The organism is Isosphaeraceae bacterium EP7, from assembly GCA_038400315.1.
Taxonomy (GTDB): Bacteria; Planctomycetota; Planctomycetia; order Isosphaerales; family Isosphaeraceae; genus EP7.
The window spans coordinates 4,647,432-4,664,394 of the sequence record CP151667.1 but is presented as its reverse complement, the minus strand read 5'-3'; the positions used below and the strand labels follow the sequence as shown (position 1 = coordinate 4,664,394).

The following is a 16,963-nucleotide window of genomic DNA, read 5'->3' as shown; positions in this document are numbered from 1 at the left end:
CTTTGAGTCGATCAACTTACGACTTGTTGAACGCTTCCCTATCGCCGCATTCGCGGCTATGTTGTTCGAAGCTGACGACGCAATTCCGTCTGAAGCAGCTCTTGAATCCACTTATCTTTCTGCCGTTTGACCGACGCCGAAGTCGTCTCGGCATGGCGAGGGAGGCACGATGCAAGGCGTGCGCTCAGGAAACGCCAGGGGTTGGGCATTGGCCCTGGCCGCGATCGCCGGCATCCTCCTCGGCCAACGTCTGGGAACAGGTCCGAGCCTCGCTGGCGTTGCCATCGCCGGCCTCCTGCCTCTAGGCCTGCTCCTCGCAAGCCGCCTGACGGCGCGTGAGTCGAGAGTCCCGGTGCAGGTGGAGACGGCTCCGCTGCCGCAGGATCGGTTCCGAAGGCTGGTGCAGAAGGCCCCGATCGGACTCTGCATCACGGATGAGCGGGGTTCGATTCGTTATATCAACCCGAGCCTGGCCATTCTCCTCGGCCGACAGGCGGGGCTGATGGCCGGCCGGAACCTGACCGACTTCGTCGCCCCCGAGGATGTCGGCGTGTTCTCGGAGAGCTTACGGGCACGCCCGAACGTCGATCTTGAGAACTTCGAAGCTCGATTCGTGAGACCCGATGGGACGAGGCTCCGGGTGCAGATCTGCATTGCCCCTGCCGGTGGGACCGCGTCGATCCCCGTCGAGCGAGTCGTCTCGGTGGCCGACCTGACTGCGTCGAGGCGTGCCAATGAGGCCGCAAGTGCGGCCAGGGCCGCCATCGAGGCCGCACGCATGGGCACCTGGGAATGGGATTTTCGCCGGGGACTGATGAGCTGGTCGGAGAGCCTGGCCCCGCTGGCCGGCCTCGCGGTCGAAGGGTCGAGCACGACCGAACGCGACTTCTTCGCCCAGATTCATGAGGAAGATCGAGCGGATGTCGAGGGTGCGATGCGTCTTTCGGTCGAGACGGGGGCCGACTTCAACGCGGAGTTCCGCGTGGTCCGGCCCGACGCCTCGACCCATTGGATCGCCACCCAGGCACGCCTGCTCGTCGACGAAGAGGGCAAGGATTCGCGGCTCGTCGGGATCGGCATCGACATCACGGCGCGGAAACGGGCTGAGGAACGGCTGAAATTCCTCGCAAGGGCGGGCACCGTGCTGTCCCAGTCGCTCAATGACGAGACCACGCTCGACAACGTCGCCAGGCTGGTCGTGCCCGCGATCGCCGACTGGTGTTTCGTCGAGATGGTCGAGCCCGACGGATCGGTCAGACGGCACGCCCTCTTCCACAGCGACCCCGCGAAGATGGCCCTGGCGACGCCGGTCGGCCGCGACGATGCCTTTGCCCCGGACGCACGCCACGCTCAGGCTAGAGTGCTGCGTACCGGCCAGGCCGAGCTTTATCCGACCATCAACGATGCAATCCTGCAGGGCATCGCGCGTGACGAACAGCACCTGGAGGTCCTGCGAGGATTTGGGTTCCGCTCGGCGATCTCGGCCCCCATGATCGCGCGAGGGCGGACGCTCGGGGTCATCAGCGTCGTGACCGCCGAATCTGGCAGGATCTACGACCTCGCTGACCTCGAGATGGTCGACGATCTGGCCGCCAGGGTGGCCCAGGCGGTCGACAATGCACGATTGTATCGGGAGTCGCGCGAGGCCATCCGATCGATGAACGAGGCGATCGCGCTGCTCGACACACTCTTCTATACGGCGCCCGTCGGCCTCGCCTACTTCGACCACGATCTGCAGCTCGTCCGCATGAACGGGACGCTCAACGCCATCTGCGGCCTCGACCCCAACGATGCCCTTGAACGATGGAACGACGGCGAACCATCGCCGCTCGGCATCATTCTAGGTCCCGAGTTGGGCGAGGTCCTGGAGACGGGCCGGCCGATTCTTGACATCGAGGTAGACGAAGAGCTGGAGGCTTCTTCCGAACATCCTCGCTGCTTCGTGGTCAGCTATTACCCGGTCCATTCTCAACTCCAGGAACTCTGGGGCGTTGGCGTCGTCGTCGTCGAGGTGACCGAACGGAAGCACTCCGAGATGCTCCTGGAACAAGCGAACGTGGCGCTCGAAGGGGCGGGCAAGGCGAAGGACCGATTCCTCGCCGACCTCTCCCACGAGTTACGGACCCCGCTGACCCCGGTTCTCGCGGCGGTCTCGGCGATGCTCGACGACCCCGATACCCCGCCCACGCTCGGGCCAACCCTGGAGATGACCAAGCGGAATATCGAGCTGGAGGCCCGCCTCATTGACGACCTCCTCGACATCACGAGGATCAGCCAGGGGAAGCTCCGCCTCTCGATGGAGGTCATTCATGCGCATGTTCTACTCCAGCGCGCCCTGGAGGTTGCCACCGCGGATATGAAGCCGGGGCAGCTCACCATCGAAACCGAGCTTCATGCCGATGACGTCTTCATCCTCGTAGACATGGCCCGGATGCAGCAGGTCTTCTGGAATCTGCTCAAAAACGCCCTGAAGTTCACGCCCGCTGGAGGTCATCTCGTCATCCGCACATTCAACGTCCCGGGCGACGAGCCGGACGGCCGTCCCAGGATCGTCCTGGAATTTAGCGACGATGGCGTCGGGATTTCTCCCGAGGTTCTCCCCAAGATCTTCAACGCGTTCGAACAAGGCGGGGGGACGACGACACGCAGGTTTGGCGGGCTGGGCCTGGGGCTGGCCATCTGCCGGGGGGTTACCGAGGCGCTCGGAGGAACCCTATCTGCGTACAGCCCCGGCATCGGCAAGGGGGCGACGTTCCGGCTCGAATTCCCGACCGCCCCGGCGCCGATCCCGGCCCCGAGATTCGCCCAGCTCGGCCCCGACGAAGCCCCCGGGAACCGAGCCTGCTCAATCCTGCTGGTAGAGGATGACCCGGACACGCTCCGGGTGATGGCAAATTTGCTGAGGCGGCGCGGCCACGAGGTCCTCACCGCGGATAGCATCGCAGCGGCCTTGAATCTCGCGGCAACGTCGCGTTTTGACATCCTGGTCAGCGACCTCGGCCTGCCCGACGGCACCGGCATCGACCTGATCCGCCAATTACGAGAGGACCGAGACGTCCCGGCGCTTGCCCTGAGCGGCTACGGAATGGAGGCCGACGTCCAGCGATGCCTCTCGGCCGGATTCCGTGCCCACCTCACCAAGCCCGTCAACTTCTCCACCCTCGAATCGGAGATCCAACGGCTGGCGACTCGGTGCGATCTCGTCGCCGCGACGTCGCCACTCGCCTGACGCTCTCGTTTAACGAGGGGGTTTCGGGCTCGTCGCAAGCAGCGCGAGCGTGGCCCAGCCCGTTGTGGAGAGTCGCTGGGCATAGCTTTCGCCCCCGGCCGGCCTCGTCGTCTCGGTCCAGGCACCGTCCTCGCCCTGTGTAGCAACAAGGTAAGCGCGACCGCGTCGGAGCCGGGACGCGATCTCGGGAGTCGGCCCGTGGATTCGTGTCAGGGAGATCAAGACGACCGCGGTATCGAACGGCTCTGGTGGGGAATTCGAATAGGGTCCCCAGCCGCCGTCGTCGGATTGCCCGGTCTGAATCAGGGAGAGTGCCGCGTCGCGGTCCCCCACGCCGGCGAAGAGGATCGCCGCGCCATCGAGCAGGGTGACAGGCTTGAGCCGGGCCAGCCAGGAGCGGGCCTTCTCGATCGTCGTGCGAAAATGAGTTTCGTCGGCCTGACGAAGCACGTCCATCGCGAACCAGGTTGCTAGCGGAGTGCCGTACGTCGCTGGCGAACCGAGGGCCTCCGGCCCGTCGATGGTCCATCGACCATCCTCGAGTTGATCGGCCGCAAGTTCCTTCGCGGCAACGATCAAGGCAGGCCGGGACTGCGAGTTGCCCGATGCGACTGACGCCGCGAGCGCCAGGCTGAACTGGAGTCGTGCCAGCCTTCGATCGCTGAACGGCCCATCCCCGCCGTTCTCCCGCCAACCGGCGGGATTCGCCAACCACGCCGAGGTCGCCGTCAATGCCCCATCGGCCACCTTCCAGCCACGGAGCCGGGCATCGAACAAGGCCCGGGCTCCGTCTCCGTTGTTGTGGCACGAGAAGCAACGATGCTCGGCCGACCAGGCGGGGACCTCGCGGGCCAGGAACGCGATCGCGCGTTGCTCCGGCTCGGCACCCCGGACATTCGCGGGGAAACTTCCCGTCATCCCCAGAATGACGAGCGTGGACCACCAGAAGTGGGTAACGACCGAAGCTCGCCGTGGGCTCGGGGCCGGAATCATGCGTCGGACCTCCGGATCGAGGTGTCGAACAGGGGGCCTGCCGTGGAATTCAAGGGCTCTAGTCCGTATCTTACGAACCTGCGAGCGGTGAGCGAGATCCCGACCTGAGGTTCTCGCCGGCTCGAATTCGACCTCGATGAAGCCTGCAGGAGAGTCCGCCATGCCGGGTCAAGCGAAACCGGGACAGACGCGCATCGGCTGGGTGGGCACCGGGGTCATGGGCTCGTCGATGTGCGGCCACCTGATCGACGCGGGGTATTCGGCCACCGTCTTCAACCGGAGCCCGTCGAAGCTGGAATCACTCATCAAGAAGGGGGCGAAGGCGGCCGGCAACCCGAAGGAGGTCGCCCAGGCCTCCGACGTCGTCTTCACGATCGTGGGTTACCCGCAGGATGTCCGGCAGGTGACCCTCGGGGATGATGGGACGCTCGCTGGTGCCTCGGCCGGCTCCACGCTCGTGGACATGACGACGAGCGAGCCGACCCTGGCCGTCGACATCGCCGAGGCCGCAAAGGCGAAGGGCGTCCGGTCCGTTGACGCGCCGGTTTCGGGAGGCGACATCGGGGCCAAGGAAGCACGACTCTCGATCATGATCGGGGGAGATACCGAGGCCGTCGACTTCCTGATGCCCCTGTTCGAGGCGATGGGCAAGACGATCGTCCACCAGGGGTCGGCCGGCGCGGGCCAGCACACGAAGATGGTCAATCAGATCCTGATCGCCACCAACATGGTCGGCGTCTGCGAGGCGCTGCTCTACGGCTACAAAGCGGGGCTGGATCCCGAGACGGTCCTGAAAAGCGTCAGCAGTGGCGCGGCCGGGTCCTGGAGCCTGTCCAACCTCGCCCCGCGCATGATCGCGGGCAACTTCGACCCCGGCTTCCTCGTCGAGCATTTCCTCAAAGATATGGGGATCGCCCTGGCCGAGGCGGGCCGGCTGAAACTTTCACTCCCCGGCCTGGCCCTGGCTCAGCAACTTTATCGGGCGGTGGAAGCCCACGGCGACGGACGGCTGGGAACCCAGTCTTTAATCCTGGCTCTGGCGCGGTTGTCGGGGGTCGACTGGCGGGCCCAGGGCGTTTCGCCCCGGTGATGCGGCCGGCCAGACGAACCCCGCTCCTCGCATCGTCGGCCCCTTCACCTTGAGTCTGGCCGCCCAATCGGTTACGCTCTGAGACTATCCCGGACGAGGCCTTCGAGCTTTCGTCGCCCGCATGATTCGCCCTTCGAATCGCCCTGGAGAGGTCGCATGGCCAGTCGTCGTCGAGGAAAGGGTCGCCGCAAGGTCGGTCGGAAGAAGCGGAGGATGCGGAGCCGCATCCGTCATCGCAAGAAATAATATGGGCCGGCCGGCCGCACGCGATCGGCTTCCTGGTCCCTCGCCGCGGACAGACATCCGCCGGCCGGACTCGGGGCACGTCGCGAAGACGGCTCACTGGCCCTGAGGATCGACCGATCCGCCTCCATCGCGATCACGCGACCGGATCGGACTTTGAATCAGAACCGACCCCGGTTGGCCCGATTGGCCTGCCGGGGTCGTTCCATTGACGGGGCCGACGTGGCATCATCGGCCAGGCCCGCCGAGCGAGCGGCCGGGCCGAGTTCCGCTTAAAGGGTCGCCGTCATGTCGAAGAAAGTCGCCGTTTTCTGGCCCGGTGATTATCGGGCTAAGCCGAATGAATGGGCCCTCGAGCAGTCCAGGGAGACGACCGGGCAACTCGTCTCGGCGCTGAAGAAGCTGGGACGCACTCCGTATCAGGTCGAGGGCTACCTCACCCGCCCCGACCAGGCGATCAGTAAGCTCGGACCGATCGACGACCCGATGGTCGGCGTCTTTGTCCACTGGGCGTATGCCCCGCACACCGTCGACGGCGTGGTCGGCAAGGACAACCCGCTGCTCCTGGCCTCGAACTTCTCGGGGACCTGGCCCGGCCTCGTCGCCCTCCTCAACACCGGGGCCTCGCTGGAAAGCGTCGGCAGGCACGCGTCGAGGGCCTGGACTGACAGCACCGACTGGACCGCCGACGCACAGTTCATGGAGCGGCTCGACGAGTGGTGCACCACCGGCCGGATCGTTTACGATGAGTCCGAGATCAAACACACCGCGGCCCTCACCCCCGAGGCCATCGCACTCGCCGAGACGGTGCACGCCGAGATCCGCCGCAAACGCGTGCTCGCCCTGATGCTGGGCGACACGTCGATGGGCATGATCAACGGCTATTTCGGGCCCCGGTTGCTCTACCCCATCGGCTTCAGCGAGCACAAGGTCGACCAGGCCTGGCTCATCGAGCGTGCCCAGCTGGTGGCCGACGCCCGAGTGGAAGACGCGTTCAAGTTCGTCAATGAGAAGGGCGTCACCTTCCACTGGCGCGAGCAAGACGCCGAGGACTTCACCCCCCAGTCGACCCGCGACCAGCTCCGCTGCTACCTGGCCGTGCTCGACCTGATGGCCGAGTTCAAGGCCGACTGCCTGGGCTGGCAATATCAGCTCGGCCTCATCAAGGCTCTTCCCCCCAGCGATTTCAGCGAGGGGCTGCTCAATTCCCACGCCCGCCCCGAGGGCAACGGCCACGTCGTCATCACCAGCACCGAGGCCGACCAGGGGAACTTGGTGCCGATGGAGTTGATGAAACGCATCCTCGAGGCGAAGGGCCTGCCCGGCTCGGTCCTCTTCCACGACGTGCGCTGGGGGGCCGAGCATGAAGGTCGGTTCCTCTGGGTTCTCCTGAATTCCGGGAGCTGCGGCGCCTACGCGTTCAACCACGACATCACCAGCCTGAGCGGCGTGCACAGCTACAGGCAGCCTTCGGGCTACTTCCCGGTCGCCGGCGGCACCTTCGCGGGCGAGAGCTTGCCCGGCCCGCTCACCTGGTCGAGGGCCTGGATCGACCGTCAGGGCGAGCTCGTCATGGACATCGGACGCGGCGAGTCGGTCGCCCTCCCCGAAGATGTCCGCGAAGCTTGGTGGAAGGGCACCACCCGCCAGTGGCCGTTCATGGCCGCCGACCTCGGCTGCTCGAAGGAGACCATCATGGCGCATTACATGAGCAACCATGTCGCCGTCGCTTACGGTGACATCTTCGGCGAGCTCGTCGCCCTGTCTCGCGCCCTGGGCTTCAAGGTGCGCATCCTTTCACGTTGATCGTCTGATCAGCGGACAACATAGGCCGCCCGCGCGGGACGACGCCGCGCTGGCGCGCCATGTGCCTTGAGTTCGTCGCAACCGCCCCTCACCCAGGACGGAGCGACGACTGTGCCCAACGCGGCGAGGTGTGCAACCGCCTCCGACGAACTGATGGCGTTCGCCAGGCTCGTCCATGAACGCCTCTGCGCCACCTACGGATGCCCGATCCCCTTCTTCCACAACTTCGACCCGCTGAGCGAACTCGTCTCCTCGCTCCTGTCCCATCGCACACGAAACTCGGACTCGGGCCGGGCGTTCAAGGAGCTTCGCAGGCGATTTCCCACCTGGGAACTGGTCCGCGACGCCCCGACCGCCGAAATCCAGGACGCACTCGCCCCCTGCACATGGCCCGAGCAAAAAGCCCCTCGATTGCGGGAGATACTCCGCGAGATCGGCGAGCGACGAGGTGAGTTGAACCTCGACTTCCTCGCCGAGATGACCGTCCCCGAGGCCCGCTCGTGGCTTGAATCGCTCCGCGGGATCGGTCCCAAGACGAGCGCGGCAGTGCTCCTCTTCAGTTCGCTGCGAAGGCCCGCATTGCCGGTCGACAGTCACCATCATCGGGTGGCCGCCCGGTTAGGACTTATCCCCGCAAATGTGCCCGTGGGCAAGGCCCACGCACTTCTCGAGGCGCAGCTTCCCCCCAACTCATCCGCCCAGGAGGTTTACGACAATCACGAAGTTCTGATGATACACGGTCAGAAAGTCTGCGATGCAAAAAGCCCACGCTGCCGCGTGTGTGTGCTTCTTGACATTTGTCAGTTTGGCCAGAATAGGATGTCAAAATCGACCAGTCATCCTTGATCAGTTCGATGATTTAGGAGCGATTTTTGGCAAGGAAATTGATCGATTTGATCGATGACTTAGATAAATTTGATGATTCCGATCCTTATCAGCCTTTGGAAATCTTCGCAGAAGGAGGTCCCGGCGCAGGCGCCACGAACTCGCTCTGATCTGCCCGGGAGATGAAGAAGGGACTCGAACCTGTCCCAAAGATCGATCGCTGCGTTCAGTTCTTCTGGTCCAACTCGCCCTGGATGCGATCGAAGCGTGGTCCGATTGGCGAGGTGGGAGGAAACCCGACCCAAGGGAAAAAAATGAGGCTGTGATTCACTACGCCCGCCATGATGCCTATCTCCCAGTCGAGGAGAAGTCCTGACCTCTTCCCCTTTCGGATCGAAGGTCTGCCTGCCGTTGCGTCCCAAATGTCGAAGCTGCGGGTTCGAGACTTTGCCCGTTCGGGCAAAGTCTCGAACCGAAGGGCAGAATCGGTCTTTTGACCTTGAATTATGAGCGCCGGGTCTACCCCCGCCCCCCTCGGTTCGGTATCTTTCTTTGAGGCGGGAAACGATCGCAACGAAGGATCGCGCCAGGGGATTGTGTGATGGAACACGTTCTGGTGATTTGTCTTGGATGTGGGGCGAAGATCCGCACTTCCAGCCCCGAACGCGCCGCCTCCAGAGCTTGCCCACGCTGCCAGATTTCACTCGCTGAATCAGTCGCCTCGATCTTCGGGACCGACCCCGGGGAGGCAGGGCCGTTTCCTGAGCCGATGACTCGCTCGGTTGCGTCTTCGCTCGACATCGCCGTCGAGATTCCCTCATCCAACTTTCGACTCAACCCTCCGATCAAGTCTGAAACTCCTCGAGCCGTGAGGTCACTCACCGCCCTGGCTCTTTTCTTGACCGCAGGTGCCATGGGAGTTGCCGCCTGGAAGGGTGTCATTCCTCCCGAGCTCGACCCGAGGGTCATCGAGGCCAGAAATCCCTTGCCCGGGATTGCCTGTCCGGTCTCCGTCAAGCTCGCTGAGGTGGCCAATCTCCATTCGACTCCGCCGCTTGGCATTGTCGAGGCGGATGCTGTTCCCATCGAGCAGGTTTCGACCGTCTCGGCCGGATCTCAGGTGCCAGCGAGTTCATCAGATCCGCAGGCCGCGACGATTCAACCGGCGACGCCTGCTCCGCCCGGACATGTTGAGGCTCCGACGCCCTCGAATCCGACCGCGGCGATGGAACTCGCCGCGCCGGTCGCCTCAGAGCCTCGCTACAAGGTCCATGACGAGACGGGTCGAGAAGTCGTCGTTCGCGAGCACGGCCGGAACGGCGACCGGGTCATCACGCTCTTGCCCGACGGTCAGCTTGGCTATCCTTCTCGCTTAATCTCTACCGAAGAACCGTTCGTGCCGCTGACCTTGGCCGAAATGAGACAACGCCTCGAGAACGGCCCATATCGAGGCTATCGAATCTATGAGTCCAAACATTACCTGATCTTCGCCATGTGCTCCGACTACTTCGCCAAGGGAAGCCGGACACTGCTCGAGAACCTGTACAGCAAGCTCACCGCGGGCCTGAAAGATCGCGGGCTCGAGGTGCATGAGACCGAATTCCCGCTGGTGGCCGTCATCTTCGCGACCGAACGCGAATTCAGGGCCCACCGCGAGGTTGCCGCCGACGTCCAGGCCTATTACGAGATCGACTCGAACCGGATCTTCTTCTACGAGACCGCCGACCAGGGCGGGGATAATCCGGCGCTCGCCCTGCGCAAGCCGCAAACGGTCGCCCACGAGGGAACTCATCAGATCCTCTCGAATGTCGGCGTACAACCCCGCTTGGCCCCCTGGCCGCTCTGGTTGATCGAGGGCTTCGCCGAGTTCTGTTCACCGGCGACGACCACGAAGAAGAATACCGTGGACTGGGCCGGCCTGGGCAAGATCAACGCGCTTCACATGGCCACGATCCACGACCTCTACGACCAGGCCGCGCTCCAGTACAACGGGTCGGGCCAGCCGCCTCCTCCACGCGATCCGACCAGGCCATTGATCCCGCAGATCGTCCGCAGCGTCGACCTGAGCCCGACGGACTACGCCCTGTCGTGGGCGCTGGTCCATTACCTGGCGAATAAGCGCAAGGACGAATTCTGGAGCTATCTGAAGCTCATGTCCAAGCTCGAGCCTCTCTCCACGCGGACTCCAGATCAGCAACTTACCGACTTCCGCCTGGCCTTTCCTGGAGACCCGATCAAGCTCGAGAAAGCGATGCGGACTTATCTCGGGAAGATCAACTTCGTCGCGCCGCCCTATTACTTCGTGATGTTCGCGCAGCCGATCCCTGGGAACATGATCCGCCGGGCGGCGATGGTCAGCCAGTCGCTGTCGGCCATCGACGAGTGGATCCAACGAATCACGGCGGCCGACGGCGGGCAGCCTCAATGGCAGTTAATGCCCCACGGGACCCGGACGAGTGCCGCCCAGGCTGCCGAGGTCTGGATGCGTGAAGGCCAATGACGACCGACGCGCATCCCGTTCCTCTTAGTCAGTTCCCGAGGCCCAGCCGCTGCCGGTGATAGGCAAGCCGCTGCGTCACGTCCATCTTGCCGAAGTCGGGCAGACCGTCGGCATGAGTCGGGAAGGCCGACGAGTTGCCATTCCCATTCGCATGGACCTGACCATTCGACTTCGCGGCGGGAACGACGGTCGCCACCAGTTTGGGCGCGGGGGCTGTTGCCGGAGCGGGCGCCGGCTTGGGCGGGACGGTGACGCTGGTCGACGTCCCGCCGTAGCTCATCGCCAGACTCTGCACCTGAAGGTCGTCTTCCAGATTGCGGTGCGGCTTGATGCCGAGCTTGCCCAGCACGGCATGGTAGGCCTTCACCGCGTCGACCGGCCCGATGACGCCGTCGACGATCAGGCGGAGGAACTGGACGAATGCGAGTTGGTTCTCGGCCCCGTTGATCTTGCGGCCGAAAAGCGCGACCTTTGCCCCATACTTCTGGGCGTCGGCCAGGAGTTGGAAGGCATCGCGCGTAGTGCCGGCCGAGCCGCCGAGGATGCCGATGACCAGATTCGGGTCATAGCGGAACAGCTCTTCCATCGCGGAAGGGCCGTGATAGACCATCTTGAGGAACTGCGGCCTGCCGGCGGGGGCGACGCCCGCGAGCATCCTCGCAATCATGTCGTTGATGTAACCGCCCAGGATCTCGGGGGCGACGACGCCCGGAAGATTCGGGTCGAAGACCTCAAGGAAGTACCGGAACCCCTTGCGTTCGGCCTCGGCGCGGAAGACGTGGAAGGCTTCGAGCGTCTCGAGGTCGCGTTCCAGATCGTTATTGAACGTGACAGAGTACAGGCCGAGATTCGCCCCGATCGATCGTTCCTCGGGCGTGCAGTCGAGGTGACCGCACTGGGCATGGTCGAGGCTGGCGCTGCGGAACGGCCTGGAGGCGCTTTCCGCGTAATGCGAGCCACGGGCGATATGCACGTCGGTCGTGTCATTGGCCCGGATGGCGGGCGTGATGTGCGAGTTCTCGAAGATCCGTTCCTCGATCGTCAACGCATGATTGGTACTGGCGGACATCAGCATGATGTCGACCAGACCTTGCTGCGTGATCTCTCGGATCTGGGCTCGATACTGGGCGAGGGTCTTGTGACGGACCTCGCCCGGGTGGGACTCGGGCGAAAGCCCCGGCGCGCCGATGCCGAACGCCATGTCGGCGTCCTTGGCATCGGCGAGGATGAATTCGCGCGAGTTCGAGTCGGCCCGGATTGCGGCGAGCTTGCGGTCGAGCGACTTATCCATTGCGACCCCCGCCGTGCTGCCCTGAGATCGTGACCCGGGACGATCCGCCGCCGTTGCCAGATCCGCCGCCACCCGTCGTCACCCTGACCGGGTGGCCGACGATCGTGGGCCGCAGGACCTGGACCGGTACCGAAGCGGGCGCCCCCTTGGTCGCGTTGGGGTTCTTGCTCAGGACAAGGTCGATCGTCTCGCGCAACACCCGGCCCGAGTGCTGCAAGGCCGACAGTTCTTTCGGCCAGAGCTCGATCTCGATCTGGCTCTCGACGCCGGCGCGGCCGATGACCGAGGGAACCGAGATGCAGACGTCACGCAGCCCATAAACCCCGTCGACCAGAGAGGCGACCGGCAGGATTCGCTTGCGGTCGAGGATGATCGCGTCGACCACCTCGCGGATGGCCAGGCCGACGGCGAAGCCTGCCCCGCCCTTCAGCTTGATGACCTCGGCGCCGCTCCCCTTGGTCTTGGCGAACAGGGCGTCGGCCGACCCGGCGTTCCAGCCCGGGAACTTTTCCAGGGGAAGGCCCGCCGCCTGCGCGGCCGACCAGATCGGGACCATGCTGTCGCCGTGCTCGCCCAGGATCGTCGCGGTGACCTGAGTGGCTGGCAGCTTGAGGGCTTCGGCGATCAGGCTGCGGAACCTAGCCGAGTCGAGCTGCGTCCCCAGGCCGATGACCTGTGACGACGGCAGACCGAGCTGCTTGGTGGCCAGGTACGTGAGGACGTCGACCGGGTTGGAGACGACCAGGACCTTCGCGTCCTTCTTCAATCCGGCGGCCTTGACCTGGGCGAGGATGCCCAGGAACAGCTCGACGTTACGATTGATCAGGTCGAGCCGGCTCTCATCGGGCTTGCGTCGCAGGCCCGCGGTGATGACGACGATGTCGCTCGACGGGATCGCCTCGTACCCGACGGCGCGGATGCGCTGGTCGGCCGCAATCGAGGCCCCGTGGAGCAGGTCGAGGGCCTGACCGCGGCATAGGTCCGCGTTCAGGTCGATCAGGTCGAGCCCGCTGGCCAGTCCGCCGCACTGCAGGGCGTATGCGGCGCACGAGCCGACCAGCCCTCCGCCACCGATAATGCTGACGTTCATCCGGTCACTCTCGCTCCGCGACTCTCGCGGGTTGGTTCGCTCACTGGACTGGCCCGGTCCCGACGACAGACCACCTTCAGTTCGACGAGGCGCCCGAGCGGGCACGATTCGCGTTGCCCGAACCCGAGCCCCCCTCGATGGCCTTCATCACCTGGTCGGAGATGAGCCTGACGAGGGTGTCCATGTCCTGATCGGAGAGATTCGCCGCGGTCTTGGCCTTCTCAACCGAACCGCCGCCGTGGCATCCGCAGTCGCCCTCGGGCTTCTGCTGGCTCTGGAATTTGGCCGGGATGAAGGCCTTGGGCTCGGGCTTGAAGTCGCTGTACCCCTCGCGGAACAGGCTGTTGCCGCAGAGGTCGCAATTTTCGAGGCCACGGGTCAAGCGGGGGTCGGCGATGCCGAGCAGCGGCTTGAGCTTGATCAGCTCGGCCGCCTTCTCGTCCGAGTAGTAGTTCACCCGGCCGAGCTGACGGGTCAGCAGCAGGATCCGGCAGTAGGCGTCGATGATCTCGGTCTTGAAGTAGGCGTCTTCCAGGTCGCCGCCGTAGGTGATCGTCCCGTGGTTGGCCAGCAGGATCGTGTCGGTATCCTTGGCGTACGGGATGATCGTGTCGGCGAAGTTCTGCGAACCAGGGGTCTCGTAAGGGGCGATCGGAACTTCGCCGAGGAAGACCTCGAACTCCGGCATCGTGCACTTGGGAATCGGCTCGTGGGCCACGGCGAAGGCGGTGGCGTGGGGCGGGTGGCAGTGCACACAGGCCTTCACGTCGGGCCGGGTCTTCATCACGGTCAGATGCAGCAGGATCTCGCTGGAACGCTTGCGCTTACCCGAGATCTGCTTGCCGTCCATGTCGACGATGCAGAGGTCGTCGGGCTTCATGAAGCCCTTGCTGATGCGAGTCGGCGTGCAGAGGACGCGGTCGTCGCTCAGCTTCATGCTGATGTTACCGTCATTGGCGGCGGCGAAGCCCTTGGCGTACACGCGCCTGCCGATCTCGCACATCTGCTCCCGCAGCTTCCATTCGCTCATGATCGAAGATTCGCCGGCCATGGGTCGTGCCCTTTCGAGTGTCTCTGAGCGTCGATTGACCGGCGACTCGCGTCGCGACGGCGTTGCTTTTGTCTCTATCGCGGATCGTGTCAGATTGAAATCGCGTCGAGCAGGCATGCGTTATAGGCGTCGATCGGCACCTTTCGGCGACCGAACGGCTTGGCCGCCTCGCCCCCCTCGCTCAGGCCGATCAGATCGCCGGGCCGGGCACCGAGGTCGTCATACACGATGACCTCCTCCCCGCGTGAGGGCGAGTCGTCCATCAGGCCCTCGTAAGTCATCGGCAAGGCCAGCAGGAACCGGGCCCCGTGCAAGCTGGGATGCTGCCTGGAGAGCGTCACCCGTCCGATCACCTCGGCGATCCGCATGGCCCAAGCTCCCAAGTCCGACAGTCCCGGCCAGCCAGTCGGGCCGCCTCGGCGCCCCCCCGGCGCGGAACGCATCGGCCACAGACTTCAACTCATGAATGGTTCTGCCAGCCGGCTCGATCACCAGCAGGTTGGCGCCCAGGAACCGGATGGCACGGGCCACGGAGTCACCATCATTGACCGTCGCGGCCCGGACCTCGGCGACCTGGCTCGCCCGCCAGTGGGCTACCGAGGCCTGAGGCGTCAGCACCAACGCTCCACGATCCGACCCGTCGGAGATCCAGCGGGCGACCTCGTCGACATCGGGACCGAGGTCGGTCCAGAGCACGGGCGAATCCAGCCAGGTGCGTCGAATTGATTCGGTGACGCCCGATTCGACCTCGACGCCGAAGCCCCACTCGCCGGGCCGCTCGACCTTGAGCCTTGCGACCCGCGTCACGGTGATCCCGAGTCGCTTGAGCAGGTCTCGGGCGAGTGGCGTGATGATGGTGGCCGGTGCTAGCTGAATCTCGCGGGTCTCGGCCGAGAGCGATTCGACCTGACGGGCACCGAAGAGGCGGCCGGCGTAAGGCTCGACTCCCGCTGCGGTGACGGTCGCCAATTCCGAGGCGCGAGGGCGACCGCCCAGCAGACCCATGCCGGCGAGCACCGCGCGGACGGCGGCCTCCACTTCGGACTGTCCGGGCTGTTGGCGGTTGGTCATCGGTCGGGAAGCCCCATCACGCTCCAGCGGCCGGGCGTATTCCGCCCGAGCAGCTCACTCAAGATCGCCCCGTCACTGGTCAGCATCACCAGATCGCCCCGGCCCGCGCCCATCCGGTCGAAGGCCAGGACCGGCTCGCCTTCGGGCTTGCCGTCGCCGGTGAGGAACTGGACGACGAGCATCCGCTCCCCCTCGAACGAGGGGTGCTTGACGGTCGAGGTCGCCGATCCCAGCACGCGGCCGACTTGCATCGATGGGCTCCGGGTCAACGCTTGAGCAGGCCGAGGGACTCGGCCTGCTCGCCTGAAATCAGCCGATCAAACGAACCGCATCCCGCCAGCGATGGTCGTCCGGCGTTGGCGGCAGAAGGTCAGTGGTGTCGTCACGCCCTCGCCGGTCGGCCCGGCGATAGAGAATGACAGGAACCCTTCGCCGCCGAGCCCGAGGCCCGCGGTGCTCGGCCCGTTGACGACAAAGATGGTGCAATCCATCAGCTTGCCCATGCGGCTCATGACGTTCAGGTCGCGTGAGTGCAGGACGGCGGTGTGGCCGTAACCGTGCTCGCTCGACTTGGCCAGGGCCAGGGCCCTGTCCACGTTGGAGACGCGGACGAAAGGGATGAACGGCATCATCTGCTCATGATCGACGAACGGGTGGTCGTCGCCGGTCTCGCCGAAGAGGATCTGGGCCTCGGCCGGGACCGAGACTCCGGCATACTTGCCGAGGACGACGGGCCCCTGCCCGACCAGGTCCTTGTTGACGTGCAGGGCGCCATCCTTGCCCGCGATGAACGCCTTCTGGGTCAGGGCGTCGATCTGCCCCGAGTTCAGGCGATACCCGCCGTGCTTGGCGACCGCCTCCATCAGCTTGTCGAAGATGTCGGAGACGGCAAAGACTTGCTTCTCGCCGATGCAGAGCAGGTTGTTGTCGAACGCGGCGCCGGTGATGATCGACTTCGCGGCCAGGTCCAGGTCGGCCGTGGAATCGACGACCACAGGGGGATTGCCGGGGCCGGCCACGATCGCGCGTCGCTTGTTGCCCAGGGCGGCGCGGGCCACTGCGGGCCCGCCGGTGACGACCAGGACCTTGACACCTCGGTGCTGGAAAAGGTCGTTGGCCGTCTCCAGCGTGGGCGGGTCGACGATGTTGATCAGGTTCTCGATGCCGATGGCTTCGATGAACGCCTTGTTGAAGCGTCGCACGCCCTCGGCGGCGATCTTGGCACCCGACGGGTGGGCGTTGAAGACCACCGTGTTGCCCGCGGCGAGCATGCTGATCGCATTGCCGGCGAGGGTCGGCAGGCTGTGGGTCACCGGCGTGGTGGCACCGATCACGCCGAAAGGCGAGAAATCGGTGAGCATCAGGCCATCGTCGCCCGACGCGTTGAGCGTGTGCAGGAACTCGACGCCGGGAGCCCTGGGGATGGCGTCTCGGAGCTTGGCGATCTTGTGGTCGAGGCGGCCGATGCCGGTCTCCTCGAACTCCAGCTTGCCGAGCTCTTCAGCTTGGTTCACGCAGATCGACTTGATGGCCGCGACCACGGCACGTCGGTCGGCGTAGGGCCGGGTCCGGTACTGCTGGAAGGCGGCCTCGGCGGCCTTGACCGCCTCATCGACCGTGGAATGGACGCCCAGGCGGCCGCTCGGTGGGCGGGAGACGCCGTTGCCGTTGGTCGCGGCCGCGCCGTTGCCACCCATCTGAGAGAGGACTTCCTGGACCAGGCTTCGGATCAGGTCCTCGGACATTTGCATGGCTGGCACCCCAACGCGGGCTC

General features: G+C 65.0%; 12 protein-coding genes and 1 pseudogene. 5 read left to right on the top strand and 8 right to left on the bottom strand.

All coding sequences use genetic code 11. The features are described from left to right. The first annotated feature begins 169 nt into the window (after positions 1–169). The gene (locus EP7_RS18065) at positions 170–3,229 is read left to right on the top strand and encodes an ATP-binding protein (RefSeq protein ID WP_463523206.1); all 3,060 of its coding nucleotides are present in this window, start codon (positions 170–172) and stop codon (positions 3,227–3,229) included. Between the two features lie 9 nt (positions 3,230–3,238). Here EP7_RS18065 and EP7_RS18060 read toward each other — a convergent pair whose 3' ends face one another. Next, complete coding sequence (locus tag EP7_RS18060) at positions 3,239–4,222, bottom strand: hypothetical protein (protein ID WP_463523204.1); 984 nt, start codon at positions 4,220–4,222, stop codon at positions 3,239–3,241. Between the two features lie 160 nt (positions 4,223–4,382). Here EP7_RS18060 and EP7_RS18055 point away from each other — a divergent pair, with 160 nt between their 5' ends. The 4 genes from EP7_RS18055 to EP7_RS18040 all read left to right on the top strand — a co-directional run bounded on the left by EP7_RS18055 (position 4,383) and on the right by EP7_RS18040 (position 10,686). Beyond that, complete coding sequence (locus tag EP7_RS18055) at positions 4,383–5,312, top strand: NAD(P)-dependent oxidoreductase (RefSeq protein WP_463523202.1); 930 nt, start codon at positions 4,383–4,385, stop codon at positions 5,310–5,312. A gap of 531 nt (positions 5,313–5,843) precedes the next feature. Continuing rightward, a complete protein-coding gene (locus EP7_RS18050) occupies positions 5,844–7,361 on the top strand; it encodes a fucose isomerase (RefSeq protein ID WP_463523200.1) in 1,518 nt (505 codons plus the stop codon). Positions 7,362–7,514: 153 nt separating this feature from the next. Further along, positions 7,515–8,207, top strand: coding sequence for an endonuclease III domain-containing protein (locus EP7_RS18045; RefSeq protein WP_463523198.1), 693 nt, complete (start codon positions 7,515–7,517; stop codon positions 8,205–8,207). Positions 8,208–9,411: 1,204 nt separating this feature from the next. Next, the gene (locus tag EP7_RS18040; RefSeq protein ID WP_463523196.1) at positions 9,412–10,686 is read left to right on the top strand and encodes a DUF1570 domain-containing protein; all 1,275 of its coding nucleotides are present in this window, start codon (positions 9,412–9,414) and stop codon (positions 10,684–10,686) included. 28 nt (positions 10,687–10,714) lie between these two features. Here the strand turns inward: EP7_RS18040 and EP7_RS18035 are convergent, their stop codons facing one another. The 7 genes and pseudogenes from EP7_RS18035 to EP7_RS18005 all read right to left on the bottom strand — a co-directional run bounded on the left by EP7_RS18035 (position 10,715) and on the right by EP7_RS18005 (position 16,940). Then, positions 10,715–11,977: a hypothetical protein gene (locus tag EP7_RS18035; protein ID WP_463523194.1), complete on the bottom strand. Its 1,263-nt coding sequence runs from the start codon at positions 11,975–11,977 to the stop codon at positions 10,715–10,717. 163 nt (positions 11,978–12,140) lie between these two features. Beyond that, positions 12,141–13,067 (bottom strand): annotated as a pseudogene (locus EP7_RS18030) (malate dehydrogenase); the annotation flags it as partial. Positions 13,068–13,143: 76 nt separating this feature from the next. After that, positions 13,144–14,097 carry a class II aldolase/adducin family protein gene (locus EP7_RS18025; protein ID WP_463523192.1) on the bottom strand — a complete coding sequence of 318 codons (954 nt, stop codon included), beginning with the start codon at positions 14,095–14,097 and terminating at the stop codon, positions 13,144–13,146. 110 nt (positions 14,098–14,207) lie between these two features. After that, the gene (locus EP7_RS18020) at positions 14,208–14,432 is read right to left on the bottom strand and encodes a EutN/CcmL family microcompartment protein (RefSeq protein WP_463528435.1); all 225 of its coding nucleotides are present in this window, start codon (positions 14,430–14,432) and stop codon (positions 14,208–14,210) included. Further along, the gene (locus EP7_RS18015; RefSeq protein ID WP_463528479.1) at positions 14,338–15,189 is read right to left on the bottom strand and encodes a hypothetical protein; all 852 of its coding nucleotides are present in this window, start codon (positions 15,187–15,189) and stop codon (positions 14,338–14,340) included. The genes EP7_RS18020 and EP7_RS18015 overlap by 95 nt, the downstream gene beginning before the upstream one ends. Beyond that, the gene (locus EP7_RS18010; RefSeq protein WP_463523190.1) at positions 15,186–15,440 is read right to left on the bottom strand and encodes a EutN/CcmL family microcompartment protein; all 255 of its coding nucleotides are present in this window, start codon (positions 15,438–15,440) and stop codon (positions 15,186–15,188) included. Before EP7_RS18010 ends, EP7_RS18015 begins: the two co-directional genes overlap by 4 nt. Before the next feature lie 66 nt (positions 15,441–15,506). Beyond that, the gene (locus EP7_RS18005) at positions 15,507–16,940 is read right to left on the bottom strand and encodes an aldehyde dehydrogenase family protein (protein ID WP_463523188.1); all 1,434 of its coding nucleotides are present in this window, start codon (positions 16,938–16,940) and stop codon (positions 15,507–15,509) included. Positions 16,941–16,963: the final 23 nt, after the last annotated feature.